Genomic DNA, 25,856 nt, shown 5'->3' with positions numbered 1-25,856 from the left:
AAGGAGTACAGCATATGGAACGAGTACTACGTGTATTAGAATATGCGAAGGTGAAGGCACAAATTCGGGAGCACGTTTCATCTTCGCTTGGTAAACAGAGGCTTGAGGAATTGCACCCTTCAGTTGAATTAGAAGAGGTGCACCGTTGGCAAAAGGAAACCGCTGAAGGGGCGACGGTCTTACGATTAAAAGGACAGGTACCTTTAGGTGGAATTTTTGATGTAACCGCACATGCTAAGCGAGCGAAAATTGGTGGGGCCCTTTCGGCTTCTGAGCTTAATGAAGTAGCGAGTACCATCTATGGCGGACGTCGATTAAAGAAGTTCCTTGTTACGATGTTTGCAGAAGAAGAAATAGGTATTCCATTGCTTTTTGGGTATGCAGAACAAGTAGTGCCGTTAACTGATGTTGAACATGCGATTAAGCAATGTATTGATGATAATGGCCATGTGTTAGATTCGGCAAGTCCTGCACTTAGAACGATCAGGCAGCAAATTCGTAGTTATGAATCAGGTGTACGCTCTAAACTTGAAAGTATGACTAGGTCTACGAGTACGCAAAAGATGCTCTCAGATGCAATCATTACGATTAGAAACGATCGATTTGTTATTCCAGTTAAGCAGGAATACCGTGGCTCATTCGGTGGGATTGTGCACGATCAGTCTGCATCAGGTGCAACACTGTTTATTGAACCACAGGCAGTTGTTACACTTAATAATCAATTGCGTGAAGCGAAGGGCAAGGAAGAAAGGGAAGTCGAACGAATTTTAGCTGAGCTTTCTGAAGAAGTTGCACTCGTGGCAGATGAGATCTTACTAAATCTTTCAGTCTTGGCTAGCTTAGACTTTATCTTTGCAAAAGCTAGGTACGCAAAACAAATTAAGGCTACTGAACCGAAGTTAAATGAAAAAGGATATATGTATATCAAAAAAGCAAGACATCCGTTACTAGAAGATGATGAGGTTGTTCCGATTGATATTGAACTTGGTGGAAGCTACCGATCACTGATTATCACTGGTCCTAACACTGGTGGTAAAACAGTAACCTTAAAAACGGTAGGCTTGCTGACGCTTATGGCTCAATCTGGGCTCCATATTCCTGGTGAAGATGACTCTGAGCTCGCTGTATTTAAGCAGGTGTTTGCTGATATCGGTGATGAACAATCGATTGAGCAAAGCTTAAGTACATTTTCATCACATATGACTAACATTGTAGATATTCTAAGCAAAGTTGATTTTCAAAGTCTTGTTTTATTTGATGAATTAGGTGCTGGAACTGATCCGACAGAAGGGGCTGCACTAGCGATTTCTATTCTTGATGACGTCTATAATCGCGGAGCTTGTGTTGTGGCAACGACTCATTATAGCGAACTAAAAGGGTACGCATACAACAGAGAAGGAGCAATGAATGCAAGTGTCGAATTTAATGTTGAGACATTACGTCCAACTTACCGATTACTAATTGGTGTTCCTGGGAGAAGTAATGCCTTTGCGATTTCAAGAAGACTTGGATTAGATGAACGTATCATCGATAAGGCCAAGGAACAAATCGATAGTGAAACAAATCAAATTGAATCAATGATTGCTTCATTAGAAACAAGCCAAAAGTCTGCAGAAAGCGAGTGGAGCGAGGCTCAAGCGATTCGGAATGAAGCAGATCGCTTGCGAAGAGAACTAACAGAAGAACTCGAACGCTTTGAGGAGCGAAAAGAACAGTTATTGAAAGAGGCAGAAGAGAAAGCTGAGAAAGCCGTCCAGCAAGCGAAAGAGGAAGCTGAGATGATTATTGAGGAGTTAAGAGATCTTCAAAAAGAGGGTATCTCAGTAAAAGAACATCAAATTATTGATGCGAAAAAGCATCTTGATCTTGCCACACCTAGCTTAACGCCAAAGCAGAAAAAAGTTAAGAAAGTCGCTGCAAAAGCAATGCAAAATATTGAAGCTGGTGATGAGGTAAAGGTTCTAAGCTTTGGACAAAAAGGATTTGTCGTTGAGAAAATGAGTGATGAAGAATTCCAAGTTCAAATCGGTATTATGAAGATGAAGGTAAAAAAAGACGATCTCCAACTAATCGATAAACCAAAGCAAGTTGAAACGAAACCAATGGCAATGATTCGAGGAAATGACCATCATGTAAAGGCAGAGCTCGATTTGCGAGGAGAGCGTTATGAGGATGCGATGCGACTAGTGGAGAAGTATATTGATGATGCCTTGCTTGCTGGTTACCATCAAGTGTCGATTATCCACGGTAAAGGGAGCGGTGCACTTCGTAAAGGAGTCAAACAATTGCTGAAAAAGCACCCACAAGTGAAAAATGAACGCGATGGTGGCATGAATGAAGGTGGTTTAGGAAATACCGTCGTTGAATTAAAATAAGAAAGGAGAGGAATATGGACGCATTATTTGAATATGAGTGGATTCGGACGACTGCCTACTATAGTGTTTCACTTCTTGCACTCATTTTATTTCTCGCGATTTTCGAATTAGTAACGACCTACAATAACTGGCAAGAAATAAAGAATGGCAATATTGCCGTTTCCTTAGCAACGGGTGGGAAAATATTTGGAGTTGCTAATATATTTAGACATTCCATCGAACATTCTGATACACTACTTACAATGCTTGGATGGGGTGTTTTAGGATTCGTTTTACTTTTGTTTAGTTATTTTATCTTTGAATTTCTCACCCCAACTTTTAAAATTGATCAGGAAATCGCTAATGATAACCGGGCTGTAGGATTTATTGCGATGATCATTTCAGTTGGTTTATCATATGTTATCGGTGCTAGCATTATTGCTCGCTAGCAATAAGGAGAGCAAAAATAGTGGAGACATTAATGAAAATCCTATATGTCTGCTGTGGAGCATTCATATTAGCAGGTATTGTTTATATGTTCCTTTTGGTGTAATAGTAATATCACTAAAATAGGGGATAGTAAATATTGAGCAAGTTGTTCGCCAATATTTGTATGTGATGGTATACTTACGGTGTAATAACGTATTAGGAAAGAGGAGGTTTTTAATTATGGCAATTGTTAATGTGACTGATGCAACGTTTGCTTCTGAGACGAGTGAAGGTGTAGTTCTAGCGGATTTTTGGGCACCTTGGTGCGGACCTTGTAAAATGATTGCACCCGTTTTAGAAGAACTTGATTCAGAAATGGGCGATAAAGTAAAAATCACGAAATTAGATGTGGATGAAAACCAAGAAACTGCTAGCAAATACAGTGTAATGAGTATTCCGACACTTCTAGTTCTAAAAGATGGCGAAGTTGTGGATCAAGTAGTTGGTTTCCAACCAAAAGACGCTTTAGCTGAGCTTCTTAACAAGCATCTTTAATTCCTAAGAATCTGCCTTTTATGGGCAGATTTTTTTGTTGTGTTGCCATCTATTACTAAAGTTAATTTACTTGCATTCTTTTCACTTCTAGCGAACAATAGAAGGTGAGGTGAATCCGATGAATCAGTTAAAGGAAAAACTAGCGATTCTCCCTGATCAACCAGGTTGCTATTTAATGAAGGATCGTCAGGATACAGTTATTTATGTCGGAAAAGCAAAAGTGTTAAAAAATCGAGTTCGCTCTTATTTTACAGGATCTCATGATGCGAAAACGCAAAGACTTGTTGGCGAAATTGTTGACTTTGAATATATCGTAACATCTTCTAATATTGAGGCACTTATTCTCGAATTAAATTTAATTAAAAAATATGATCCGAAATATAATGTCATGCTAAAAGACGATAAATCATATCCTTACTTGAAAATTACGAACGAGGAACATCCTCGACTAATTATTACTAGACAGGTTAAAAAAGATGGTGGAAAGTATTTCGGGCCATATCCTAATGCAGGAGCAGCTTCAGAAACGAAGAAGCTATTAGATCGACTCTATCCACTAAGAAAATGTCGCACCCTTCCTGATAAGGTTTGTTTGTATTATCATATCGGACAATGTTTGGCCCCTTGTGTGAAAGATGTATCCAAGGAAGAAAATCAAATGCTTGTCAAAGAAATCGCTAAATTTCTACGCTCAGGACACTCTGAAGTGAAATCACAGCTGACAGATAAAATGATGAAAGCATCGGAGGATCTCGATTTTGAACGGGCGAAGGAAATAAGAGACACACTGGTTCATATGGAAGCAGTCATGGAAAAACAAAAAATGGCGATTAACGATCATATTGACCGTGATGTGTTTGGCTTTGCCTATGACAAAGGCTGGATGTGTGTTCAAGTCTTCTTTATCCGTCAAGGGAAGCTGATTGAACGAGATGTGTCAATCTTTCCATTTTATAAAGAGGCTCAGGAAGACTTAATGACATTCATTGGTCAGTTCTATATGAAGAAAGAACATATTAAGCCTGCTGAGTTGCTCATTCCCCCAGAGGTTGAGACTGAATTAGTTGAACAGCTTCTATCGGTTAAAGCTCATCATCCGATTCGGGGAAAGAAAAAAGAGCTTCTTGATCTTGCCAATCAAAATGCAGCTGTTGCATTAAAAGAAAAGTTCTCACTTATTGAACGGAATGAGGAAAGAACAATCAAAGCAATTGAGAGCCTTGGAGAAAAATTAGGTATTGCTACACCTTATCGAATTGAAGCCTTTGATAATTCAAACATTCAAGGGACAGATCCGGTTTCGGCAATGGTCACTTTTTTAGATGGCAAGCCGAGTCGAAAAGATTACCGTAAGTACAAAATCAAGACAGTTGTCGGTTCGGATGACTATGAATCGATGCGTGAGGTTGTTCGCAGACGCTATGTTCGTCTTTTAAAAGAATCGCTACCGCTGCCCGATTTGATTGTCATTGATGGGGGAAAGGGACAAATTAGTGCGGCACAGGAAATTGTCTCCGACGAATTAGGTTTATCCATTCCAGTTTGTGGTTTAGTAAAAGATGATAAACACCGTACGTCACAATTAATGATGGGTGATCCACCGGCATTAGTCCATTTAAAAAGAGATAGTCATGAATTCTATTTACTTCAACGAATCCAAGATGAGGTCCACCGTTTTGCGATTACGTTTCACCGTCAAACAAGAAGTAAGACCTTCTTCCAATCATCACTTGATGACATACCTGGTGTTGGGGAAAAGCGAAAACGGCAATTACTTAAACATTTCGGTTCAATAAAAAAAATGAGGGAAGCGTCAGTAGAAGATTTCAGAGAGCTTTCTATTCCCAAAAATGTAGCGGAAGAAATCGTAAAATCACTAAAACAGGAATAACGTCTATTGCCGTTAGTAGAACTCTTTGTTAAGATAAGAATTAATTGAATATGCCGCACTTCATCATGAAGTGATGGTAGAGGCGCGAAAACCAACAGTATACTCTTTGAGGTAGATGAGAAACCGACGACAAGAGTGGAAAGGGGAATTCGCCGAAGTGTTAAGACGTCTCATACGTCCTGATGCTGGACCTATGTTTAAGAAGCATAGGGCTGTCACATCCGTTACCCAAATGGATGTGGAGAACTATCTCACGAGAGAACAGGGAGCAGTGTGGTACCGGATTGGTATGACTAGCATCAGTGAGGGGTTTTCCTTGCTGATGCTTTTTTTGTTCTTTAGAGAGGTGAGAAAGAAAGGATGAAAATAGATGGGAAGATTAGTTCATAAGTATGGAGGGACATCGGTTGGCTCCGTTGAACGAATTAAGAATGTCGCAAATCGAATCGAGAAGGCTGCAGCTGAGGGGCACGAGCTAGTTATTGTTGTCTCAGCAATGGGAAAAGCAACAGATCACCTAGTAGATCTAGCTGGGCAAATTTCTGCTGAACCTAGCAAGAGAGAAATGGATATGCTGTTATCGACTGGTGAGCAGGTTACAATCGCCTTACTCACGATGGCACTCATGGAAAAGGGCATTGATGCGATCTCTTTAACTGGTTGGCAAGCGGGTATTCAAACCGAAGCTCACCATGGAAATGCAAAAATTACTTCAATTGTAAATGAGCGTATAGTAGAAGAGCTCTCTCTTGGAAAGATTGTGATCGTTGCTGGATTTCAAGGGATCAGTGAATCTGAAATTACCACATTAGGACGTGGAGGTTCAGATACAACAGCTGTTGCGTTAGCTGTTGCAATCGAAGCAGAGTGCTGTGAAATTTATACAGACGTAACGGGTGTATTCACTACTGACCCACGTTATGTTGCTAAGGCGAGAAAGTTAGACTCTATTTCTTATGATGAGATGTTAGAAATGGCTAATTTGGGTGCTGGTGTACTACATCCAAGATCGGTTGAATTTGCCAAGAATTATTCGATGCCACTCCTTGTTGCATCAAGTATGAGTGATGAAGCGGGAACAATGATTGGGGAGGAAGAGACAGTGGAAGAGAACTTGCTAGTAAGAGGAATTGCATTTGAGAATGATGTAACGAAGGTGACAGTAGAGGGTTTACCAAACAAATTAAACACGCTTGCAAAGTTATTTACAACACTGTCGAATAAGAAGGTTAATGTTGATATTATTATTCAACATCAATATACAGAAGACTTCATGAATGTATCTTTCTCAATCACCCAAAGCACACTAAAAGACACGTTAGCTGCTTTAACAGAAGTACAACAGGAGTTAGGCTTCAAGGATATTCACTTTGAGGAAGAACTAGCAAAGGTTTCAATTGTCGGTTCAGGTATGGTCTCAAATCCTGGTGTTGCTGCTCAAATGTTTGAAATATTAGCTGAATATGAGATTGCTGTTAAGATGGTTAGTACATCTGAAATCAAAGTATCAGCGGTTGTTGATGAAAGAAACATGGTTCTAGCGGTTGAAATGCTTCATAAAGCTTTTCAATTAGAATAGTATGTCATTTGTTAATGGAGAAAAGGCCACTGAATTAAGGTAAGGTAAAACCTACCTTGTTCAGTGGCCTCTTTCTTATCCTCGGTCAATCTCGACTTCGATAATAATGTTTCCTTTATGTGTAGAGTATGAAGCACCTGTACTTTTATCTTTCCATGTATCAAGCTGTTGAGCAAGAAAACCAGCTTCAAGCTGATAACAGCGTGAGTCAAGCTTGCCCATCCAAGGGCCTGATAACTTAAATGTATACTCATGTCTTTTTTCTTGAATAAGCTCTAGCATTCCCCAATTTGCTTTTTCAAAAAAAGTAATAAGTTCTTCAGTTGATTGTAATGGATACTTGCGAGCAAGGGACTTTCCAACCCAATAAAGCATGGGGTCATGCTCTTTTCCTAATACATCCCGTAATATATCATTCCTTATTAAATCATAGCCAAACCAATTATCTTCCATGTATGTATGCACCTCTCTCCTTGTTTATTATAAATAGAAACTGAAGAATTCTCTACCACTTCTAGCCTTGTAATTTTGAAAATGATATACTAAGTCTCGGACGCATTACGGAGGTTTACAAACGATGAAGTCAGGTTTAAATCAGTTTCTTTCACCATTTCGAGTCATAATAATTGCATATGTTATAGCGATGATTCTGTTCAGTATTTTACTTTATTTGCCGATTTCACATCTTCCAGGGACTGATGTCACGTATTCTAAGGCTCTTTTTACCTCGGTAAGTGCTGTTAGTGTAACCGGCTTAACAGTAGTAAATATACCAGACACTTTTAGTGATATTGGCATCTTTTTTCTTGCTTTAGCGATGCAGCTAGGCGGAATTGGTATTATGACAATGGGTACTTTTGTCTGGATGCTCTTTGGAAGAAAGATCAATCTTTCACAACGTATGCTTATTATGGTTGACCAAAATCAAAATAATTTCGCTGGACTAGTCAATTTAATGCGAGGTATTTTGTTTGTTGCTTTAATTATTGAGTTTATTGGAGCACTTATTTTAGGAACGTATTTTATGCGTTATTTTGATACCCCTCTAGAAGCGTATTATCAGGGGGCCTTCGCTTCGCTTAGTGCCTTTACGAACGCTGGTTTTGATGTGACAGGGCAATCATTAATACCATTTGCCAATGATTATTATGTACAACTAGTCGTGATTTTACTGATTTTTGCGGGAGCCATTGGCTTTCCAGTGCTTTTGGAATTAAGAGAATATATTTCTAGAAAAAATCCGAATTTCAAGTTCAGCTTATTTACGAAAATCACAACAACAACATACTTTGCTGTTTTTATCATTGGTGTGATTGGGATTTGGGCTTTAGAAACAGGGCATTATTATGTAGGGTTAGAATGGCATCAGCAGTTGTTTCACTCTCTCTTCAATTCCGCAACCGCAAGAAGTGGCGGTTTAGCTATAATGGATGTTTCTGAATTAAGTAAAGCCACCCTCTTATTTATGTCGGCATTAATGATAATTGGTGCAAGTCCCTCTAGTGTGGGTGGAGGGATTCGAACAACAACCATTGCGGTCATGTTTTTAACGATACGTAGTTTTGCACTAGGTAAGGAAGATGTTAAGGTATTTGGAAGGGAAATCCACCCAGAAGATCGACAAAAGGCATTTATTGTTCTATCTGTCTTCCTCGTACTGTTGTTCGTTGCTGTAACATTAATTTCTGCTTTCGAAGCTAAAAATGACCTTAGTTTAATTGCGATTATCTTTGAAACAGCATCAGCGTTTGGTACATGTGGTCTTTCGATGGGAATAACCCCGAGTCTATCATTCCCTAGTCAATGTGTCTTAATGATCCTAATGTTTATTGGTAGAGTCGGCCTGATTGCCTTCTTATTTTCAATTAGAAGAAGGGAAACAAAGAGTCATTTTAAGTATCCAACAGAACGAATTATCATTGGTTAAAAGGTTTTGCGTTTCCTTTTACTTCTCTTCATTTAGTAGAAGGAAACATGCAAATCCTTTTTTGTCTTTTACTACCTTTATTTACTTGCTTGTTTTGTGCGTATAAGCGTTAAAACTTGTATACGTTTTCTTGACCATTGTTCATGATGAGAGTACAATTAATCTGTCGGTTTTCTCACTAATTGTTTCATAAAGATGAAGATTTGGTGACAAATAGGATCGTTTAAAACCAAATTGAAATCATTTAGGAAGAGAAAGCAGCAGCTTGAAATTATGTATGTTGATAGGATAAAAATTGGGGGGAAAAGGTATGGCAAGTAATCGTGAGTATTTTAACCGTAAGTTACATTCATTACTCGGAGTCATTCCAATTGGAGTGTTTCTAATCCAGCATTTTGTTATTAATCATTTTGCAACAAGGGGAGCAAGTGCGTTTAATCAAGCAGCCCATTTTATGGAGAATTTGCCTTTCCGTTATGTTCTTGAAATTTTTGTTATTTTTATTCCAATCCTCTATCATGCTATTTATGGGTTGTACATTGCTTTCCAGGCAAGAAATAACACAGCTAGATATGGATTTTTCCGGAATTGGATGTTTCGAATCCAACGCTGGTCGGGTGTGTTTCTATTAATTTGGATTACTTGGCATGTTTGGGAAACTAGAATTGCAGCTGCATTTGGGGCAGAAGTGAACTTTGATATGATGGCGGACATTTTCAGTAATCCATTCATGATTGCTTTCTATATTGTTGGTGTTGTTGCAGCAACATTCCACTTTGCAAATGGACTTTGGTCGTTTGCGGTATCTTGGGGAATCACAGTAACTCCACGCTCTCAACAAATTGCAACATATGTGACAATCGGTATATTCTTCGCATTAACGTTTGTAGGAATTCGTGCGATTCTTGCATTTATCAATCCAGACTTAGCAAACATTTAATAGATAAGGAGAGGGTCAAGCATGGCTAAAGGTAGAGTTATTGTTGTCGGTGGTGGTTTAGCAGGTTTAATGGCCGCGATTAAGGCAGCTGAAAAAGGTGTATCTGTTGATCTTTTCTCATTAGTTCCAGTAAAACGTTCACACTCGGTCTGTGCACAAGGAGGAATTAATGGAGCCGTTAATACAAAAGGGGAAGGAGATTCTCCGTGGGAGCATTTTGATGACACTGTATATGGTGGCGATTTCCTAGCAAACCAACCACCTGTTAAAGCAATGACGGAAGCAGCTCCTGGTATTATTCATTTAATGGATCGAATGGGTGTTATGTTTAACCGTACACCTGAAGGTTTACTAGATTTTCGTCGCTTCGGTGGAACGCAGCATCATCGTACTGCATTTGCTGGTGCAACAACAGGTCAGCAGTTATTATATGCACTAGATGAGCAAGTACGTCGCCATGAAGTGAGTGGATTAGTTACGAAGTATGAAGGATGGGAATTTCTTTCAGCTGTTGTTGATGACGAAGGATCCTGTCGTGGAATTACTGCACAAGATTTAAGATCTTCTGAGATTCGTAGTTTTCCGGCTGATGCAGTCATTATGGCAACAGGTGGACCTGGTATCATATTTGGTAAGTCAACCAACTCAGTAATCAATACAGGTTATGCAGCGGCAAAGCTATACCAACAAGGTGTACATTATGCGAATGGTGAATTTATTCAAATCCATCCAACCGCAATCCCAGGGGATGATAAGCTTCGTCTAATGAGTGAGTCAGCTCGTGGAGAAGGTGGACGTGTATGGACTTACAAGGACGGAAAACCATGGTACTTCCTTGAAGAAAAGTATCCGGCCTATGGAAATCTCGTACCTCGTGATATTGCGACACGTGAAATCTTTGACGTCTGTGTTGAACAAAAGCTCGGAATTAATGGTGAGAACATGGTCTATCTTGATCTATCTCATAAGGATCCAAAAGAGCTTGATATTAAATTAGGTGGAATCATTGAAATCTATGAAAAGTTCATGGGTGATGATCCACGTAAAGTACCGATGAAGATCTTCCCTGCTGTTCACTATTCAATGGGTGGAATGTGGATTGATTATGATCAAATGACAAATATCCCTGGATTATTCGCTGCTGGTGAATGTGACTACTCTCAGCACGGTGGAAATCGCTTAGGAGCAAACTCTCTACTCTCAGCAATTTACGGAGGGATGGTTGCAGGACCTAAGGCGGTTGAGTATATGAATGGCTTAGAAAAATCAGCCGAGTCTATGTCTTCATCATTATTTGAAAATGAAGTTAAGAAAGAGCAACAAGCATTTGATGATATCATGAAGATGGATGGAAAAGAAAATGCATATGTTCTTCACAAAGAGCTTGGAGAATGGATGACAGATAACGTTACTGTTGTTCGATACAATGACAAGCTTCTGAAGACAGATGAGAAGATCCAAGAATTAATGGAACGTTACAAAAATATCAATATCAATGATACAGCTAAATGGAGTAACCAAGGGGCATCATTTACACGTCAGCTTGATGGAATGTTAAGCCTAGCTCGTGTTATTACGCTTGGAGCTTATAACCGTAATGAAAGTCGTGGGGCTCATTATAAGCCGGACTTCCCTGAGCGTAACGATGAAGACTTCCTAAAAACAACGAAGGCAACCTATAATGCAGCGACTAATAGCCCTGAATTTACGTATGAAGAGGTTGATACATCGTTAATTAAACCTCGTAAGCGAGATTATTCTCAAAAAAAGCAAGGAGCTGTTAAATCATGAGTGGAAAAACAATAAAGTTTAAAGTAACGAGACAGGACGACCAAAACAGTGCTCCATATATTGAAGAGTTCGAGGTTCCTTATCGTCAAAATATGAATGTTATTTCGGCATTAATGGAGTTTCGTCGTAACCCAGTTAATACAAAAGGGGAGCAAACAACACCGGTTGCTTGGGATATGAACTGTCTTGAGGAAGTATGTGGTGCTTGTTCAATGGTAATTAACGGGAAGCCTCGTCAATCCTGTACTGCATTAGTTGATCAACTGACTCAACCAATTCACTTAGAACCGATGAAGACATTCCCTGTTGTACGTGACTTAATGGTTGATCGTAGTAGAATGTTTGATTCATTGAAAAAAGTAAAAGCATGGATCCCTATCGATGGAACGTACGATTTAGGACCAGGACCACGTATGGCGGAAACGAAGCGTCAGTGGGCATATGAATTGTCTAAATGTATGACATGTGGAGTTTGTCTTGAGGCATGTCCAAATGTAAACAGTAAATCTGATTTTATTGGTCCTGCACCTCTTTCTCAAGTCCGACTATTTAATGCACATCCAACGGGTGAAATGAATAAAGAAGAGCGTTTGGAGACAATTATGGGCGATGGTGGCCTAGCCAACTGTGGAAACTCACAAAACTGTGTTCAGTCTTGTCCAAAAGGTATTCCATTGACTACTTCTATCGCAGCATTAAATCGTTCAACGACGTTACAATCATTCAAAAACTTCTTTGGTGCATAAGAGAAAGAGCCTTCCTTTTACAGGAAGGCTCTTTTGTCTGAAGAAGAAAGAAGCGGTTCTTGAGAAGACCGCTTCTTCCCATGACTAAAACACACTGAGCAAAGTAATTTGCGTGTTTATATTTCAAGTTCTCCTAGTCGAATTAGTTCGATTACTGCTTGAGACCGCCCCTTGACCCCAAGCTTTTGCATCGTATTCGAGATGTGATTTCTGACTGTTTTCTCACTTATAAAAAGTTCTTGTGCGATATCTCTTGTTGTCTTGTCTTGAACAAGTAATTCGAAGACTTCGCGTTCTCTTTTTGTAAGTAAGGGTTTAGGTCCGAATTCTGCTCCTTTCAATGAGTTCACTCCTTCTTGCTCGGGCTGAGAGCGATGTGGGGACTCAGTCCCACGTATTGAAGGGTTTTAGTCTCGATAGTATATGTCTGTATCTGATTTGATGTGTTATTTCTTTTTAACTTTGCAGTAGAACATTTTTCAGTGTTGCGAATTAGTTGAAAATCTAAAAGGATGTGCTATACTAATTAGTAAAGATGGTATTGCCCACAAACTTATGTGTTGTGGCAATCCAAAAGTCCTAACATTAAATCAAACTAACAACGGTTCTGATAACATACATAATGGTTACACTTATTTTACGTGTTACTGACATGATCAGGCATGAGTAAGGCAGTGTATATGAGAAATAAAGGGTAAGTGTATCCTTTTATGCATCATGTGCGATACCTACTTATGGTTGGTTTTTTTTATCTTATTAAAATAAAGTTAATCGTTTTCATAATGTTTGGAAGAGAACCTGGAAAAGTGCATATACTGTTAGGGACAAAAGGATATCATATTATAATTAGAAAGAGGTCGATTTATCATGGCAGAAAAAACATTTAAAATTACAGCAGAAACAGGAATTCACGCAAGACCAGCAACACAGTTAGTTAACAAGGCAGGACAATTTTCTTCTGATATTACATTAGAATATAAAGGTAAATCAGTTAACCTAAAATCAATTATGGGCGTTATGTCTCTTGGCGTTGGTCAAGGAGCAGAAGTGACAATTAAAGCAGAAGGTTCTGATGCTGATGAAGCATTACAAGCATTAGAAGGTGTAATCAAGGAAGGGTTAGGAGAATAAGAATGCATGACAAATTAACTGGTATCGCAGCATCAGCTGGTGTTGCGATTGCCAAAGCTTTTTTACATGAGGAACCAGATTTAACGATTGAACGAAAAGAAATTAGCAATATTGAAGCTGAGGTAAATCGTTTTGAAGCTGCTTTAACTCAAGCGAAGCAAGAGCTTAGTGAGATTAAAGACAAGACAGAAAAGGACCTAGGTCCAGACAAAGCAGAGATCTTCGCTGCCCATATTCTTGTTTTGAGTGATCCAGAGCTAATAGATTCTGTTAAAGAGAAAATTCAAAACGATAATCAAAATGCTGAATTTGCAATGCAAGAAGTTTCAACGATGTTCGTTACGATGTTTGAAAACATGGATAATGAGTATATGAAAGAACGTGCAGCTGATATTCGAGATGTCTCAAAGCGCGTACTAGGTATCCTGCTAGGAGTTAAGGTACAATCCTTAGCAACAATTTCTGAAGAAACGATTATTATTGCTGAAGATTTAACGCCTTCTGATACGGCTCAATTAAACCCTGAATTTATTAAGGGATTTGCAACCAATATTGGTGGACGTACGTCACATTCCGCAATCATGTCTAGATCATTAGAAATTCCAGCAGTTGTTGGTGCCAAAACAGTAACGACTAAAATATCAACAGGAACAACTGTGATTGTTGATGGTTTAGACGGAAATATTATTGTTGATCCAACAGAAGAAGAAATTCAATTCTACACTGATAAGCGTAAAAGATATCAGGAGCAAAAGGAACAGTGGGCTAAATTAGTCAATGATTCAACTGTGACTAAGGATGGAGTGCATGTAGAGCTTGCTGCGAATATTGGTACTCCAAAAGATGTAGAGGGTGTGCTGAATAACGGGGGAGAAGCTGTTGGCTTATACCGTACCGAGTTCCTTTATATGGACCGTACTGAGCTTCCAACCGAAGAAGAGCAATTCACTGCATACAAGGAAGTTGTTGAACGAATGGAAGGAAAGCCTGTCGTTATCAGAACGTTAGATATCGGTGGTGACAAAGAACTTTCTTACTTAGATCTTCCTAAAGAGATGAACCCATTCTTAGGATTCCGTGCAATTCGCTTATGTCTAGAGGAAAAAGAAATCTTTAAAACACAGCTGCGTGCTTTGTTGCGTGCAAGTGCTTTTGGGAACTTAAAAATTATGTTTCCAATGATTGCGACGTTAGAAGAGTTACGTGCGGCGAAATCGATGCTCAATGAAGAAAAGGACAAGTTAGTTGCTGATGGAGTAGATGTATCTGATCAGATTGAAGTTGGTATGATGGTAGAAATTCCTTCAACAGCAGTAGCTGCAGATCTATTTGCTAAAGAAGTTGATTTCTTCAGTATTGGAACAAATGATTTAATCCAATATACGATGGCTGCTGACCGTATGAATGAACGCGTGTCATATCTGTACCAGCCTTATCATCCAGCAATCCTTCGCCTTGTTAAAATGGTGATTGATGCAGCTCATAAGGAAGGGAAATGGGCTGGAATGTGCGGTGAAATGGCCGGAGACGAAATCGCCATTCCATTGCTTCTAGGCTTAGGATTAGATGAATTCAGCATGAGTGCAACATCAATCCTACCTGCAAGAAGTCAGTTACTTACTCTTTCTAAGGAAGAACTAAGTGCGTTCTCCAATGAAATGCTTACATTAGATACAGCTGATGAAGTAGAGAAAAAGGTAAGAGCGTATTTAGATATGTAACAAGAAAATTGTTAGACGAAACACCTTTGAGATGGTCATCTCAAAGGTGTTTTTATTTAAACTAGTGCCTGTTTGTTAACTTTTTTATACCTAGCAGTAAAACTAAAATGAACAGGATTAAATTATAGAACTAATTCTTAAATCTGACTATTACCAATATGATGGATTGACCTCATATTATTTGTGGAGTATTATCAATCACCGAAGTCCTGGGACTCAAGCATCTTTAGTTAAAATCTTTGAGGTGTTTTATACTTGTACTCAAAAAAGAGGGCTTAGAAAGTAAGTCAATTCTCATTTATCCTCTAATTGAGCGGACGGGATGGGTGGGCCGACTCCTGCAGGAAAAAAGGGCAAAATGGAAATCCACCGGCGAAGCCGGTTAGTTCCATGCCCTCCGGCGGGTGCTGCCCCCCATCCCGGTAGCGGAGTCGAAGCAACTTGTCACGTGTATTCTCACTCTTACAAATAAGCTTATTGACTAATCTTAGTTATATAGACATTGTGCTAGGCTGAAACACTCATTTGATAAAGGGTGTTTTTTCACGTTTTCAATTATACTTGCATTTTTATAAGAAAAAAGCGACAATAATAGGAACAGCTTCTATGGAGCTGCAATAGGAGGTGTGCAACGTGGACCGTCGCCAAATAGAGCAGATCGAGCGTTCATTACGTAGAGTGTCGGAAATGGTCAAGCAGAAGGGTCGCGAAATCCTCACGCAATTTCCAATCACTCCACCACAATTTATGGCATTACAATGGTTAAATGAATATGGTGATATGACAATTGGTGAATTATCCCAAAAAATGTATCTCGCTTGTAGTACAACAACGGATCTAGTAGACCGGATGGAAAAAAATGAACTTGTTGAACGAGTTAAAGATAAAAATGATAGACGAGTTGTTCGTATCCATCTTTTAACTAAGGGACGAACAATTATCGAAGAAGTAATTAACAAGCGACAAGATTATTTAGAGAATGTGTTAACCAATTTTTCGCAAGATGAAGTCACTTTCTTAGAGAAGAGCTTACACGTCTTGCATGAGGAAATGAAAACATCACGAGTGAATCAGTAAGTTCATAGTTAAATAGAAATTGAGGGAATGTTGTTGGATAGACCTATTGGAGTTATTGATTCGGGTGTTGGCGGTCTAACTGTAGCCAAAGAAATCATGAGGCAATTACCTAAAGAGGAAATTGTCTATATTGGTGATTCAGCACGCTGTCCATACGGCCCAAGAACGGTAGAAGAGGTTCGGACGTATACCTGGGAGATGATTTTTCGTCTCCTAGAAGAAGATATGAAAATGTTGGTGATTGCTTGTAACACAGCAGCGGCTGTTGTGTTGGAAGAGGTAAAGAGGGAGTTAACCATTCCTGTTGTAGGCGTCGTACACCCTGGTGCAATTAGTGCGTTGAAGGTGACAAAGCGAGATCACGTAGCAGTCATTGGGACAACTGGCACCATTCGAAGTCAGGCCTATGAGAAGGCACTGAAATCAATCAATAGTGAAATTAAAGTAGATAGCTTAGCTTGTCCCCCGTTTGTTCCGTTAGTCGAACAAGGGATCTTTTTTGGTGAAGAAGCCGAGAAAATTGTAAATGAGACATTAAAGCCCTTAGATCATCGAAACTTCGATACATTGATATTAGGGTGTACGCATTACCCATTACTACGTGAGGTAATTAGTAAGAGTGTCGGAGAAGATATCAATCTCATTTCTTCTGGTGACGAAACTGCTAGAGAGGTTAGTAGTCTTCTTTATCATAAGAATCTCCTTTTTACTGAAGACCGCAATCCAAGACACAGCTTTTTTACAACAGGTAGTGCTGAAAGATTTAAAAGGCTTGCAGATCAGTGGTTAGAGGTCAATGTTGAAAGAGTGGAATCAATCACATTGGGCCAAGGTATAAAATAGTGAAAACCATTAGAGTGATATGCTCTAGTGGTTTTTTTATTTGAAAACGGACTTTCTTGATTGAATCATTAACGTCGGGTGAAAGAGATTGGAGTTAGGGGAGGTAAGAAAAACTAAGGCCTCCCCCGTACACCGGAGCTTGGCAATAATAGAGGAAGGCTAAGATGAGATTTCTTACATTGTGTAGCCGGGGGAGGCCAAGTTTTTCTAAAAAACTTGGTCTATTCTTTTTGGGGGGCTCGTATATATAGAGTACAAACTATCTTAGGAGGGAAAACAATGCGAAAAGTAATACGAAGAGGGGTTCCCATTCTTGCATTAACTGTGATGACAATGACGGCTTGTTCGTTTGGTTCGAATGAAGCGACGAATGAGATGGATACACCACCTACAAGCTATGTAGAAGATGGTGAGGAGCTAGTATTTGATGAGGAACCGTCTGAAGAAGAGCCGGCGGATGGAAACGAAGAAGGTGAAGAAGGTAGTGAGGATGGAGAAGCAGCAGTGGAGAATGTGGCGAGAGAATTATATTTGATTGATGCAAACGGTATGGTTGTCCCGCAAACGATAGAACTTCCGAAAACAGAGAGTGTGCTTCGTCAATCTTTAGAGTATTTAGTAGATGGTGGGCCTATTTCTGAGATGCTACCGAATGGATTTAAAGCAGTCATTCCTGCTGGGACGATTGTTGATGTTAATTTAAAGGATGGCGTAGCAATTGCTGATTTCTCTAGTGAGTTTAAGGACTATGATCCAAATATGGAAATGCAAATCCTGCAATCAATTACATGGACATTGACACAGTTTGAAAACGTCGAAAAAGTCCAAATTAAAGTAAATGGTTATGATCAAGCAATGATGCCGGTGAATGGAACGCCTATTGGGGAAGGTGTTAGTCGTGAGGATGGCATCAATATTGAGTCAGGAAATGTAACAGATGTGGTTAATAGTAAAGGGGTCACCCTTTACTTCCTTGCCCAAAATGGGGACAACACTTACTATGTCCCAGTGACAAGACGAGTTAGTCTTAAGGAGGAATCACTTGCTGCAGCTGTTAATGAGCTGATCAAGGGACCTTCACTACAAACTGAGTTATTAACTGATTTCCGTCAAGGGGTCGCACTGCTTGACGAACCGAAGTATGATAATGGGGTTGTGACAGTAAACTTTAATGAATCGGTGTTAAGTCAGTTGCAATCAACAGCGGTATCCTCTGAAGTGCTAAACATGCTAGCGCTAACATTAACTGAACAAGAAGGTGTCGAGCAAGTGGCGATACAAGTTAATGGTGAGGCAAATGTTTTAACAGAAACGGGACAACCCGCAGAGCCTGTTTCAAGACCTGAGCTGGTGAACACAGGAAGCTACTAATTGGCAGCTATTGGACGTAGACTATAAATTTATTTATAATAAAAAATATCAAAAAAAGGAGAAGCTATTTGCTTCTCCTTTTTAATCATTACCTGATTAGGTAGCAGGAGGTGTCAGTATGAGGCAAGATGGTCGTCTCCAAACAGATCTCCGTGATGTAACGATTGTGCCAAATTTCGTTAAGCATCCCGAGGGTTCTGTTCTCATTTCAATGGGTGAAACAAAAGTCATCTGTACAGCTAGTATTGAAGATAGAGTACCACCATTTCTTCGTGGGCAAGGAAAAGGATGGATCACAGCTGAATATGCGATGCTGCCGCGTGCAACAGAGAAGCGGACGATTAGAGAATCTTCTAAAGGAAAGGTCGCAGGTCGGACGATGGAAATCCAACGCTTAATTGGACGCTCCTTACGTTCAATACTTGACCTTTCAAAATTAGGAGAGCGAACGGTTTGGATTGATTGTGATGTGATTCAAGCTGACGGCGGAACAAGAACAGCCTCAATTACAGGTGCATTTGTCGCTCTTGCTTTGGCGATGGACAAGGCTGTCTCAGAAAAGAAAATCAAAGCATGGCCAATTAAGGATTATTTGGCTGCGATTTCAGTAGGGATTGATCAACAGCATGGGCCGATTCTTGATTTAAGTTATGTAGAGGATGCTGCGGCTGAGGTTGATATGAATGTTGTCATGACTGGTTCAAGGCAATTTGTTGAGCTTCAAGGGACTGGTGAGGAAGCAACCTATACTAGGGAACAGTTACATTCGTTACTCGATTTAGCCGAAAAAGGAATTGAATCGTTAATTTCGACACAAAAAGAAATACTAGGTGAGATTAATGGACGAATGAAAGCACAAAAATAAGGAGGGTACTATGGAACAGGAAGTGATTATTGCAACCTTAAATGAAGGGAAAGTCAAAGAGTTTAAGCAGCTATTTGGCAGTAAGAATTGGTCAGTTAAGTCTTTAAGAGATTTCCCCGAGGTTGAAGAGGTAGTTGAAGATGGACAAACTTTTGCTGAAAATGCTAAAAAGAAGGCAGAGGCTCTTTCAAATAGATTAGGTAAAATGGTTATTGCTGATGATTCTGGTTTAATTGTTGATGCACTAGATGGTCGTCCAGGTATTTATTCTGCTAGATACGCTGGGGAAGAAAAAGATGACAAGGCTAATATTGATAAAGTTCTCAACGAATTAGCAGACCTACCTAGTGAAGATCGAACAGCTCGTTTCTTTTGTGCAATGGCTGTAGCACGGCCAAACGAGGAAACCTTGATTTATGAAGGTACGTGTGAAGGAAGAATTACAATGGAAGTCATTGGTGAAAACGGATTCGGTTATGACCCGATCTTTTTTATTCCAGAGCTTCAAAAAACGATGGCAGAGCTTTCTCCAGTGCAAAAAAATGAACGTAGTCATCGAGCGAAAGCAATTCAGTTGGTGTTTACTCATGAGCATGAGTGGAGCTAACGCGGAAGGAGGAAACCTTAGTGAAGGCATTGATTATTAGTGATAGTCACGGCTGGCAACGAGAATTAAAGGAAATTGTCGATCGATATAGGACGGAAGTTGATATTATTATTCATTGTGGTGACTCTGAGTTAGATCGAGATAATGAGGCTTTGACCGGGGTAAAAGTTGTGAAGGGTAATTGCGATTTTGGTGATGACTTTGAAGAGGAAATCATTGAGACAGTTGAAGCAACTTCGATTTATGTGACTCACGGCCACTTGTACAATGTAAAAATGACAACTGTTCCTTTAACCTACCGAGCAGAGGAGAAACAAGCTGACATCGCCTGCTTTGGTCATTCTCATATTGCAACGACCTTTGAGCAAAACGGGATTATCTATATTAACCCTGGTAGCATTAAACTACCAATGGGTAAACGTATCCGTACATATTGTATATGCGAAAGAACAGATGATAAGACAACTGTTACCTTCTTTGAAAAAGATGGTGTACGAGTTGAGGATATGATTTATGAGTTTACGGTATAGATAAAGAAGATAGAGTAGCATGCTGAAAAAGGTACAGTAACCACCTTTTTCAGTTGTCTCCTCTTAATACGGTGATTAATTATAATAACTTAATAAAAAAATCATTTATTGAGTTGACATTTGTACTTAATTTAGTTATATTAATAAATGTCGTCACAAGATGTTAGTGAATGAACACAGTCAGAAATAGTTAATTATGCGGGTGTAGTTTAGTGGTAAAACCTCAGCCTTCCAAGCTGATGTCGTGAGTTCGATTCTCATCACCCGCTCCATGTCCCAGTAGCTCAGCAGGATAGAGCAACGGCCTTCTAAGCCGTCGGTCGGGAGTTCGAATCTCTCCTGGGACGCCATACTAAATTACATACTTAAATCTGTAAATAACGTTTCTCGTTGACTTAAGTCACGAGGGGCGTTTTTTTGTTGAGTAAATAGTGCACTTCAACTGCTAATGAGCAATCATAGCAGTTGAAGTGCACTAAGAGTGGCTGGTGAAGAAATTGATTCAAGAAGGTGTAGAGATATGTCCTTGAATCGAGGCATGTTCAAGAACACGATCGACATATTCGAATTCATTTTTCATTAGGTCATCTGCTTGATAGAATAATACACTCCAGCCCTGTTTCTTTAATGCTTTGCTGATTCTTTTCTCGTCTATTCCTTTTTTCTTTTCGATTAACGCTAATTTAAAAGGAACAAGTGCGATGTTTGCCTTAATGTTACTAATCCAATAGTGAGGGGTTGGATAGTACATTTTGGCCCGTAGCTCTGTGTAGAGATATTTTTCAGCATCTGAATAACAGGCCTGCCACAATTCTTCAACTAAAACCAATGATGCTTTTTTCGTTTTTCGTACGCGAATAAATGGAAACCTTTTTGAGAGTTTAACCCAGTTTTTGGATTTCTTTAACATGTATAATCACCCGTTTCTAGGATGCCCTATAAAATAGCCACATATGCCTAAAATAGACAGAAGTGGATTTTAAGTTTTCCAGACTAGTTCTATCAATAGTGTAAGCGTATACAAAATAAACAACTATCAAAATAGTCAAATTATTTTCGCAAAAGTGGTTGACCATCACTCTGAATGAGCGTATGATAAACCTCAAACAACTACTATATAAAAAACAAATGTCCTCTCTGAGTAGAGCTTTTTTTCAAAGGACAATACAAGTAAATAGAGAAGCATTGAAATAGGGGAGCGGGTATGATGAGAAGTGATATGATTAAAAAGGGGATCGATCGAGCCCCCCATCGTAGCTTGTTACGGGCTGCTGGCGTCAAAGAAGATGAGATGGATAAACCATTTATCGGTGTCTGTAATTCATATATAGACATTATTCCGGGACATATGCATCTTAATAAATTTGCCGAAGTAGCAAAACAAGCAATACGAGAAGCGGGAGGCATTCCATTCGAGTTCAATACAATTGGTGTTGATGATGGAATTGCGATGGGGCATATTGGAATGAGATATTCACTTCCAAGTCGAGAGATCATTTGCGATGCAGCAGAAACTGTCATAAATGCCCACTGGTTTGATGGTGTCTTTTTTATTCCAAACTGTGATAAAATTACACCAGGAATGTTGATGGCAGCTGTAAGGACAAATGTTCCTTCAGTATTCGTATCAGGTGGACCGATGGAGGCTGGACGAACGAAAGATGGAAAGAGTCTATCGCTTGTATCAGTTTTTGAAGGAGTAGGCGCATTTACGTCAGGTAATATGACAAGAGAAGAGTTACTTGAGATTGAACAAAGTGCTTGTCCGACCTGCGGATCCTGTTCTGGAATGTTCACAGCTAACTCAATGAATTCCCTTATGGAGATGCTTGGATTGGCACTACCTGGAAACGGGACATTAGTAGCCACATCTGAAAAACGTCATCAACTCATTAAAGATGCAGCTAAGCATTTAATGAATCTAATAGAAAAAGATATTAAACCAAGAGATATTGTTACAAAGGAAACGATTGATGATGCCTTTGCACTTGATATGGCTATGGGTGGATCGACAAATACCGTTCTTCACACACTGGCAATCGCAAATGAGGCAGAAATTGAGTATGATTTGAATCGTATTAATGAAGTAGCAGAACGAGTTCCTTATTTAAGTAAGATTAGTCCTGCTTCGGATTACTCAATGGATGATGTCCACCAAGCAGGTGGAGTAAGTGCGATAATCAAGGAGCTTTGCTCTATTGAAGGAGCTATTCATCCTGAAAGAATCACAATCACAGGTAAGAGCCTCTACGAAAACGTAAAACATGCTGAAATTACGAATGATGATGTTATTCGTAGAAAAGATAATCCATATAGTCCTGTAGGAGGTCTTTCAATTCTATTTGGTAATCTTGCCCCAGATGGAGCAGTTATTAAAGTAGGGGGAGTTGATCCTTCAATTACAGTGTTTGAAGGTGAGGCAATTGTCTTCGAATCACAGGATGAAGCTCAAAAGGAAATCAATGCAGGAACAGTAAAAGCAGGTCATGTTGTGGTCATTCGCTATGAAGGCCCTAAAGGTGGACCTGGGATGCCAGAAATGCTAGCACCTACTTCAGCTATTGCTGGAAGAGGACTTGGGAAAGAGGTTGCACTTATTACAGACGGGCGCTTCTCAGGTGCATCTCGTGGGATTTCAATTGGTCATATCTCTCCAGAAGCTGCCGAGGGTGGTCCAATTGCATTCGTTGAGAATGGTGATAAGATTCGTATTGATTTACCAAATCGTACAATTAAATTACTTGTTTCAGATGAAGAGTTGGCTGAGAGAAAGATTGGTTGGGTAGAACCTGAGCCTAAAGTGAAAAAAGGATATTTAGCTAGATATTCTAAGCTTGTTACTTCCGCTAATACAGGCGGAATCATGAAAATCTAATAGATAAGAGCGTAGAAGAGGATAAGTAGTTAATAGAGGACTTCCACAGAGAGCCGTTTTTGCTGAGATGCGGTGTTGTCCCTATTAATGAAACTCACCTCTGAGCATTAGCCTGAACGGATTCCCAACTAAGGCTGATCGAGTGTTTCACAGCACTCGTTACCAAAACGTGATAAGTGAAAACTTATCCATAAGATTGAGCATGTCTGCTCAATGAATAAGGGTGGTACCGTGGAAAGAATCTTTTCACCCCTTCAGCCGCAAAATAACATGTTGGCTTTATGTGGGGTGGAAAGGTTTTTTTATGATTAAATTCAGAATGTTACGAACTAGTATTAAATAAGTTAGGGAGGCTGAGGAGATGAGTACAAGAATGAAAGATACTGAACAAAAGCAAGAAGTAACTAAGCAAAATCAAGAAATGTCTGGTTCGAGTATGTTAATTGAAGCTCTTAGACAAGAGGGTGTTGATGTAATATTCGGTTACCCTGGTGGTGCAATCCTTCCAACTTATGATGAGATATATAAAACAGGAATTCATCATGTCCTTGCAAGACACGAACAGGGTGCGATTCATGCAGCAGAGGGATATGCCAGAGTTTCTGGTAAACCGGGTGTCTGTATTGTGACATCAGGTCCGGGGGCAACCAATGTAGTAACAGGGATTGCAGATGCTATGATCGACTCTCTCCCGCTAGTTGTTATCACAGGTCAGGTCGCTTCGAACTTAATTGGAACTGATGCTTTCCAAGAGGCTGATATGATTGGAATTACGATGCCAATTACTAAACACAACTATCAAGTTCGATCTGTAGATGAGTTTCCGAGAATTATTAAAGAAGCATTTCATATTGCAACAACAGGTCGACCAGGACCGGTCCTGATTGATTTACCGAAGGATATTTCACTTATGACAGGAACCTTTGATTATGAAAAAGAAATTAATCTTCCTGGTTACCAACCAACTGTTGTTCCTAACAGATTACAAATTCGTAAAGTGTTAGATGCGGTTAAGGATGCGAAACAACCTGTTATTCTTGCAGGGGCTGGGGTGTTACATGGGAAAGCTTCTAGTGAGCTGTTAACCTTTGTAGAGAAAAATAAGATTCCAGTTGTTAACACATTACTAGGTCTTGGTGGTTTTCCTGGTGATCATGAGCTGTTCTTAGGAATGGGCGGGATGCATGGCACATATACAGCCAATATTGCTATTCATGAGTCAGATCTTTTAATTAGTATTGGTGCTAGATTTGATGACCGTTTAACAGGGAATCTAGCTCACTTTGCACCTAATGCTCGTGTCGCCCATATCGATATTGACCCAGCTGAGATCGGTAAGAATATCGAAACGGAGATTCCGGTTGTTGGTGATTCAAAGCAAGCCTTAGAGATGTTAATCGAAGAAGGCGGCGAACGAGGTGATACTGCTGAGTGGCGTGAAAAGCTTGCAGCATTGAAGCAGGAGTACCCTCTTTGGTACGTAGAAGATGGTGAAACAATTAAGCCACAGCAATTAATTGAGCTTGTTCATGAAGTGACAAATGGTGAAGCAATTGTCACAACTGATGTAGGACAGCATCAAATGTGGTCTGCCCAATTTTACCGCTTTAATAAACCGAATCGTTGGGTTACTTCTGGAGGATTGGGCACGATGGGCTTTGGTTTCCCAGCGGCGATTGGAGCACAGTTTGCAGAACCGAAAACTCCTGTTGTTGCTGTAATTGGTGATGCAGGGTTCCAAATGACTGCACAGGAATTATCAATCCTACAGGAACTAAACCTTCCAGTGAAAATTGTTATTGTCAACAATGCGTCATTAGGTATGGTAAGACAATGGCAGCAATTGTTCCATGGTGAGCGTTATTCTAACTCACTTTTCCCGATCCAGCCAAACTTTGTTAAATTGGCGGAAGCTTATGATATTAAAGGGATGAGAGTTGATCAGCTTTCAGACTTAAAATCAGCTTTAGAAGAAATGATTGCATACCCAGGACCTGTACTCATGGATGTTAGAGTAGCAAAAGAAGAAAATGTGTATCCGATGATTTCTCCAGGAAAAGGCCAGCATCAAATGGAGGGGATTAAGCCATGAAACGTACGATAACAGCACTTGTTAATAATTCTTCTGGTGTCTTAAATCGAATTACAGGTTTGTTTGCAAGACGCCATTATAATATTGAAAGTATTACAGTTGGTATGACGGAAAACCCCGCGATTTCAAGAATGACTTTTGTTGTTGCGGTTGATAGTATGCAAAATGTTGAGCAGGTGATTAAGCAATTAAACAAACAAGTCGATGTGCTAAAGGTTAAAGACATTACCGATGAATCGATTGTTGCTCGCGAGCTTGCTTTAATAAAAATTCTTGTTACACCACAACAACGTGGGGAAGTAGTAGCACTTGTAAACACATTCCGTGCATCAACAATTGATGTTGGTCGCGAGAGTTTAACGATTCAAATTACTGGAGATCACCAAAAGGTTGAGGCGTTAATTGATCTTCTTCGTCCTTACGGCATAAAGGAACTCGCCCGTACAGGAATTACAGCCTTTAATCGTAGCACAAAAAAATCAGCGATCGATCCACATCGACTTACCCTGATTAACTAATAATTGTTGAATAA

General features: G+C 39.6%; 23 protein-coding genes, 2 tRNA genes, 1 riboswitch and 1 other annotated feature. Of the genes, 22 read left to right on the top strand and 3 right to left on the bottom strand.

Annotated features, from left to right (window positions below; translation table 11 throughout):
* The first annotated feature begins 14 nt into the window (after window positions 1-14).
* The 5 genes from J7W16_RS01105 to J7W16_RS01085 all read left to right on the top strand — a co-directional run bounded on the left by J7W16_RS01105 (window position 15) and on the right by J7W16_RS01085 (window position 6,808).
* Complete coding sequence (locus J7W16_RS01105) at window positions 15-2,375, top strand: endonuclease MutS2 (protein WP_210595085.1); 2,361 nt, start codon at window positions 15-17, stop codon at window positions 2,373-2,375.
* A 14-nt stretch (window positions 2,376-2,389) separates the two neighbouring features.
* The gene (locus J7W16_RS01100; RefSeq protein WP_210595084.1) at window positions 2,390-2,803 is read left to right on the top strand and encodes a DUF350 domain-containing protein; all 414 of its coding nucleotides are present in this window, start codon (window positions 2,390-2,392) and stop codon (window positions 2,801-2,803) included.
* A 220-nt stretch (window positions 2,804-3,023) separates the two neighbouring features.
* Entirely contained in the window at window positions 3,024-3,338 is a 315-nt protein-coding gene (trxA, locus tag J7W16_RS01095) for a thioredoxin (RefSeq protein ID WP_210595083.1), read from the top strand.
* A 118-nt stretch (window positions 3,339-3,456) separates the two neighbouring features.
* On the top strand, window positions 3,457-5,229 hold the full coding sequence (uvrC, locus tag J7W16_RS01090; RefSeq protein WP_210595082.1) for an excinuclease ABC subunit UvrC: 1,773 nt from the start codon (window positions 3,457-3,459) through the stop codon (window positions 5,227-5,229).
* A 69-nt stretch (window positions 5,230-5,298) separates the two neighbouring features.
* Window positions 5,299-5,486: riboswitch (Lysine riboswitch) on the top strand.
* Window positions 5,487-5,599: 113 nt separating this feature from the next.
* Entirely contained in the window at window positions 5,600-6,808 is a 1,209-nt protein-coding gene (locus J7W16_RS01085) for an aspartate kinase (protein WP_210595081.1), read from the top strand.
* 75 nt (window positions 6,809-6,883) lie between these two features.
* On the opposite strand, the gene J7W16_RS01080 is transcribed toward J7W16_RS01085, so the two are convergent.
* Entirely contained in the window at window positions 6,884-7,261 is a 378-nt protein-coding gene (locus J7W16_RS01080; RefSeq protein ID WP_210595080.1) for a YslB family protein, read from the bottom strand.
* Between the two features lie 124 nt (window positions 7,262-7,385).
* Here J7W16_RS01080 and J7W16_RS01075 point away from each other — a divergent pair, with 124 nt between their 5' ends.
* The 4 genes from J7W16_RS01075 to sdhB all read left to right on the top strand — a co-directional run bounded on the left by J7W16_RS01075 (window position 7,386) and on the right by sdhB (window position 12,212).
* Window positions 7,386-8,735 carry a TrkH family potassium uptake protein gene (locus J7W16_RS01075; RefSeq protein WP_210595079.1) on the top strand — a complete coding sequence of 450 codons (1,350 nt, stop codon included), beginning with the start codon at window positions 7,386-7,388 and terminating at the stop codon, window positions 8,733-8,735.
* A 310-nt stretch (window positions 8,736-9,045) separates the two neighbouring features.
* Window positions 9,046-9,675 carry a succinate dehydrogenase cytochrome b558 subunit gene (locus tag J7W16_RS01070; protein WP_210595078.1) on the top strand — a complete coding sequence of 210 codons (630 nt, stop codon included), beginning with the start codon at window positions 9,046-9,048 and terminating at the stop codon, window positions 9,673-9,675.
* A 21-nt stretch (window positions 9,676-9,696) separates the two neighbouring features.
* Window positions 9,697-11,466: a succinate dehydrogenase flavoprotein subunit gene (gene sdhA, locus J7W16_RS01065; protein WP_210595077.1), complete on the top strand. Its 1,770-nt coding sequence runs from the start codon at window positions 9,697-9,699 to the stop codon at window positions 11,464-11,466.
* Complete coding sequence (sdhB, locus tag J7W16_RS01060; protein WP_246879787.1) at window positions 11,463-12,212, top strand: succinate dehydrogenase iron-sulfur subunit; 750 nt, start codon at window positions 11,463-11,465, stop codon at window positions 12,210-12,212. Before sdhA ends, sdhB begins: the two co-directional genes overlap by 4 nt.
* A 116-nt stretch (window positions 12,213-12,328) precedes the next feature.
* On the opposite strand, the gene J7W16_RS01055 is transcribed toward sdhB, so the two are convergent.
* Complete coding sequence (locus tag J7W16_RS01055) at window positions 12,329-12,553, bottom strand: helix-turn-helix domain-containing protein (RefSeq protein WP_210595076.1); 225 nt, start codon at window positions 12,551-12,553, stop codon at window positions 12,329-12,331.
* Window positions 12,554-13,079: 526 nt separating this feature from the next.
* Between J7W16_RS01055 and J7W16_RS01050 the strand changes: the two genes are divergently transcribed.
* The 10 genes from J7W16_RS01050 to J7W16_RS01005 all read left to right on the top strand — a co-directional run bounded on the left by J7W16_RS01050 (window position 13,080) and on the right by J7W16_RS01005 (window position 20,707).
* Window positions 13,080-13,343 (top strand): phosphocarrier protein HPr, encoded by a 264-nt coding sequence (locus tag J7W16_RS01050; RefSeq protein ID WP_210595075.1) that lies wholly within the window; start codon window positions 13,080-13,082, stop codon window positions 13,341-13,343.
* Window positions 13,344-13,345: 2 nt separating this feature from the next.
* A complete protein-coding gene (gene ptsP / locus J7W16_RS01045) occupies window positions 13,346-15,064 on the top strand; it encodes a phosphoenolpyruvate--protein phosphotransferase (protein ID WP_210595074.1) in 1,719 nt (572 codons plus the stop codon).
* A gap of 687 nt (window positions 15,065-15,751) precedes the next feature.
* A complete protein-coding gene (locus tag J7W16_RS01040) occupies window positions 15,752-16,141 on the top strand; it encodes a MarR family winged helix-turn-helix transcriptional regulator (protein ID WP_246879827.1) in 390 nt (129 codons plus the stop codon).
* A 33-nt stretch (window positions 16,142-16,174) separates the two neighbouring features.
* Entirely contained in the window at window positions 16,175-16,984 is an 810-nt protein-coding gene (racE, locus tag J7W16_RS01035; protein WP_283245999.1) for a glutamate racemase, read from the top strand.
* Window positions 16,985-17,263: 279 nt separating this feature from the next.
* Window positions 17,264-18,355 carry a GerMN domain-containing protein gene (locus J7W16_RS01030; RefSeq protein ID WP_210595071.1) on the top strand — a complete coding sequence of 364 codons (1,092 nt, stop codon included), beginning with the start codon at window positions 17,264-17,266 and terminating at the stop codon, window positions 18,353-18,355.
* Between the two features lie 118 nt (window positions 18,356-18,473).
* Entirely contained in the window at window positions 18,474-19,220 is a 747-nt protein-coding gene (gene rph, locus J7W16_RS01025) for a ribonuclease PH (RefSeq protein ID WP_210595070.1), read from the top strand.
* A 10-nt stretch (window positions 19,221-19,230) separates the two neighbouring features.
* Complete coding sequence (locus J7W16_RS01020) at window positions 19,231-19,827, top strand: XTP/dITP diphosphatase (RefSeq protein ID WP_210595069.1); 597 nt, start codon at window positions 19,231-19,233, stop codon at window positions 19,825-19,827.
* A 20-nt stretch (window positions 19,828-19,847) separates the two neighbouring features.
* Window positions 19,848-20,357 carry a metallophosphoesterase family protein gene (locus J7W16_RS01015; protein ID WP_210595068.1) on the top strand — a complete coding sequence of 170 codons (510 nt, stop codon included), beginning with the start codon at window positions 19,848-19,850 and terminating at the stop codon, window positions 20,355-20,357.
* 198 nt (window positions 20,358-20,555) lie between these two features.
* Window positions 20,556-20,629 (top strand) — tRNA-Gly (locus J7W16_RS01010).
* Window position 20,630: 1 nt separating this feature from the next.
* Window positions 20,631-20,707: transfer RNA gene (locus J7W16_RS01005), tRNA-Arg, on the top strand.
* 152 nt (window positions 20,708-20,859) lie between these two features.
* Here the strand turns inward: J7W16_RS01005 and J7W16_RS01000 are convergent.
* Window positions 20,860-21,267 carry a hypothetical protein gene (locus J7W16_RS01000; RefSeq protein ID WP_210595067.1) on the bottom strand — a complete coding sequence of 136 codons (408 nt, stop codon included), beginning with the start codon at window positions 21,265-21,267 and terminating at the stop codon, window positions 20,860-20,862.
* A 297-nt stretch (window positions 21,268-21,564) separates the two neighbouring features.
* Here J7W16_RS01000 and ilvD point away from each other — a divergent pair, with 297 nt between their 5' ends.
* The 3 genes from ilvD (at window position 21,565) to ilvN (ending at window position 25,842) form a co-directional block, all read left to right on the top strand.
* Window positions 21,565-23,232 (top strand): dihydroxy-acid dehydratase, encoded by a 1,668-nt coding sequence (gene ilvD / locus J7W16_RS00995; RefSeq protein WP_210595891.1) that lies wholly within the window; start codon window positions 21,565-21,567, stop codon window positions 23,230-23,232.
* A gap of 3 nt (window positions 23,233-23,235) precedes the next feature.
* Window positions 23,236-23,489: a binding site (T-box leader), on the top strand.
* A 104-nt stretch (window positions 23,490-23,593) separates the two neighbouring features.
* On the top strand, window positions 23,594-25,324 hold the full coding sequence (gene ilvB, locus J7W16_RS00990) for an acetolactate synthase large subunit (RefSeq protein ID WP_210595066.1): 1,731 nt from the start codon (window positions 23,594-23,596) through the stop codon (window positions 25,322-25,324).
* Window positions 25,321-25,842 carry an acetolactate synthase small subunit gene (ilvN, locus tag J7W16_RS00985; protein ID WP_210595065.1) on the top strand — a complete coding sequence of 174 codons (522 nt, stop codon included), beginning with the start codon at window positions 25,321-25,323 and terminating at the stop codon, window positions 25,840-25,842. The genes ilvB and ilvN overlap by 4 nt, the downstream gene beginning before the upstream one ends.
* Window positions 25,843-25,856: the final 14 nt, after the last annotated feature.

This window comes from Halalkalibacter suaedae, assembly GCF_017939705.1.
In the GTDB taxonomy this organism is placed as follows: Bacteria; Bacillota; Bacilli; order Bacillales; family Bacillaceae_D; genus Halalkalibacter; species Halalkalibacter suaedae.
This window is presented reverse-complemented; position numbering and strand designations above follow the sequence as displayed.

Coding starts and splice junctions, on each gene's coding strand:
- J7W16_RS01050 (WP_210595075.1), top strand. CDS start 13,080: ATGGCAGAAAAAACATTTAAAATTACAGCAGAAACAGGAATTCACGCA.
- J7W16_RS01105 (WP_210595085.1), top strand. CDS start 15: ATGGAACGAGTACTACGTGTATTAGAATATGCGAAGGTGAAGGCACAA.
- J7W16_RS01085 (WP_210595081.1), top strand. CDS start 5,600: ATGGGAAGATTAGTTCATAAGTATGGAGGGACATCGGTTGGCTCCGTT.
- J7W16_RS01070 (WP_210595078.1), top strand. CDS start 9,046: ATGGCAAGTAATCGTGAGTATTTTAACCGTAAGTTACATTCATTACTC.
- J7W16_RS01040 (WP_246879827.1), top strand. CDS start 15,752: ATGGTCAAGCAGAAGGGTCGCGAAATCCTCACGCAATTTCCAATCACT.
- J7W16_RS01075 (WP_210595079.1), top strand. CDS start 7,386: ATGAAGTCAGGTTTAAATCAGTTTCTTTCACCATTTCGAGTCATAATA.
- J7W16_RS01030 (WP_210595071.1), top strand. CDS start 17,264: ATGCGAAAAGTAATACGAAGAGGGGTTCCCATTCTTGCATTAACTGTG.
- ilvB (WP_210595066.1), top strand. CDS start 23,594: ATGAGTACAAGAATGAAAGATACTGAACAAAAGCAAGAAGTAACTAAG.
- ptsP (WP_210595074.1), top strand. CDS start 13,346: ATGCATGACAAATTAACTGGTATCGCAGCATCAGCTGGTGTTGCGATT.
- J7W16_RS01080 (WP_210595080.1), bottom strand. CDS start 7,261: ATGGAAGATAATTGGTTTGGCTATGATTTAATAAGGAATGATATATTA.
- sdhA (WP_210595077.1), top strand. CDS start 9,697: ATGGCTAAAGGTAGAGTTATTGTTGTCGGTGGTGGTTTAGCAGGTTTA.
- J7W16_RS01100 (WP_210595084.1), top strand. CDS start 2,390: ATGGACGCATTATTTGAATATGAGTGGATTCGGACGACTGCCTACTAT.
- uvrC (WP_210595082.1), top strand. CDS start 3,457: ATGAATCAGTTAAAGGAAAAACTAGCGATTCTCCCTGATCAACCAGGT.
- rph (WP_210595070.1), top strand. CDS start 18,474: ATGAGGCAAGATGGTCGTCTCCAAACAGATCTCCGTGATGTAACGATT.
- ilvD (WP_210595891.1), top strand. CDS start 21,565: ATGAGAAGTGATATGATTAAAAAGGGGATCGATCGAGCCCCCCATCGT.
- ilvN (WP_210595065.1), top strand. CDS start 25,321: ATGAAACGTACGATAACAGCACTTGTTAATAATTCTTCTGGTGTCTTA.
- sdhB (WP_246879787.1), top strand. CDS start 11,463: ATGAGTGGAAAAACAATAAAGTTTAAAGTAACGAGACAGGACGACCAA.
- J7W16_RS01000 (WP_210595067.1), bottom strand. CDS start 21,267: ATGTTAAAGAAATCCAAAAACTGGGTTAAACTCTCAAAAAGGTTTCCA.
- trxA (WP_210595083.1), top strand. CDS start 3,024: ATGGCAATTGTTAATGTGACTGATGCAACGTTTGCTTCTGAGACGAGT.
- J7W16_RS01020 (WP_210595069.1), top strand. CDS start 19,231: ATGGAACAGGAAGTGATTATTGCAACCTTAAATGAAGGGAAAGTCAAA.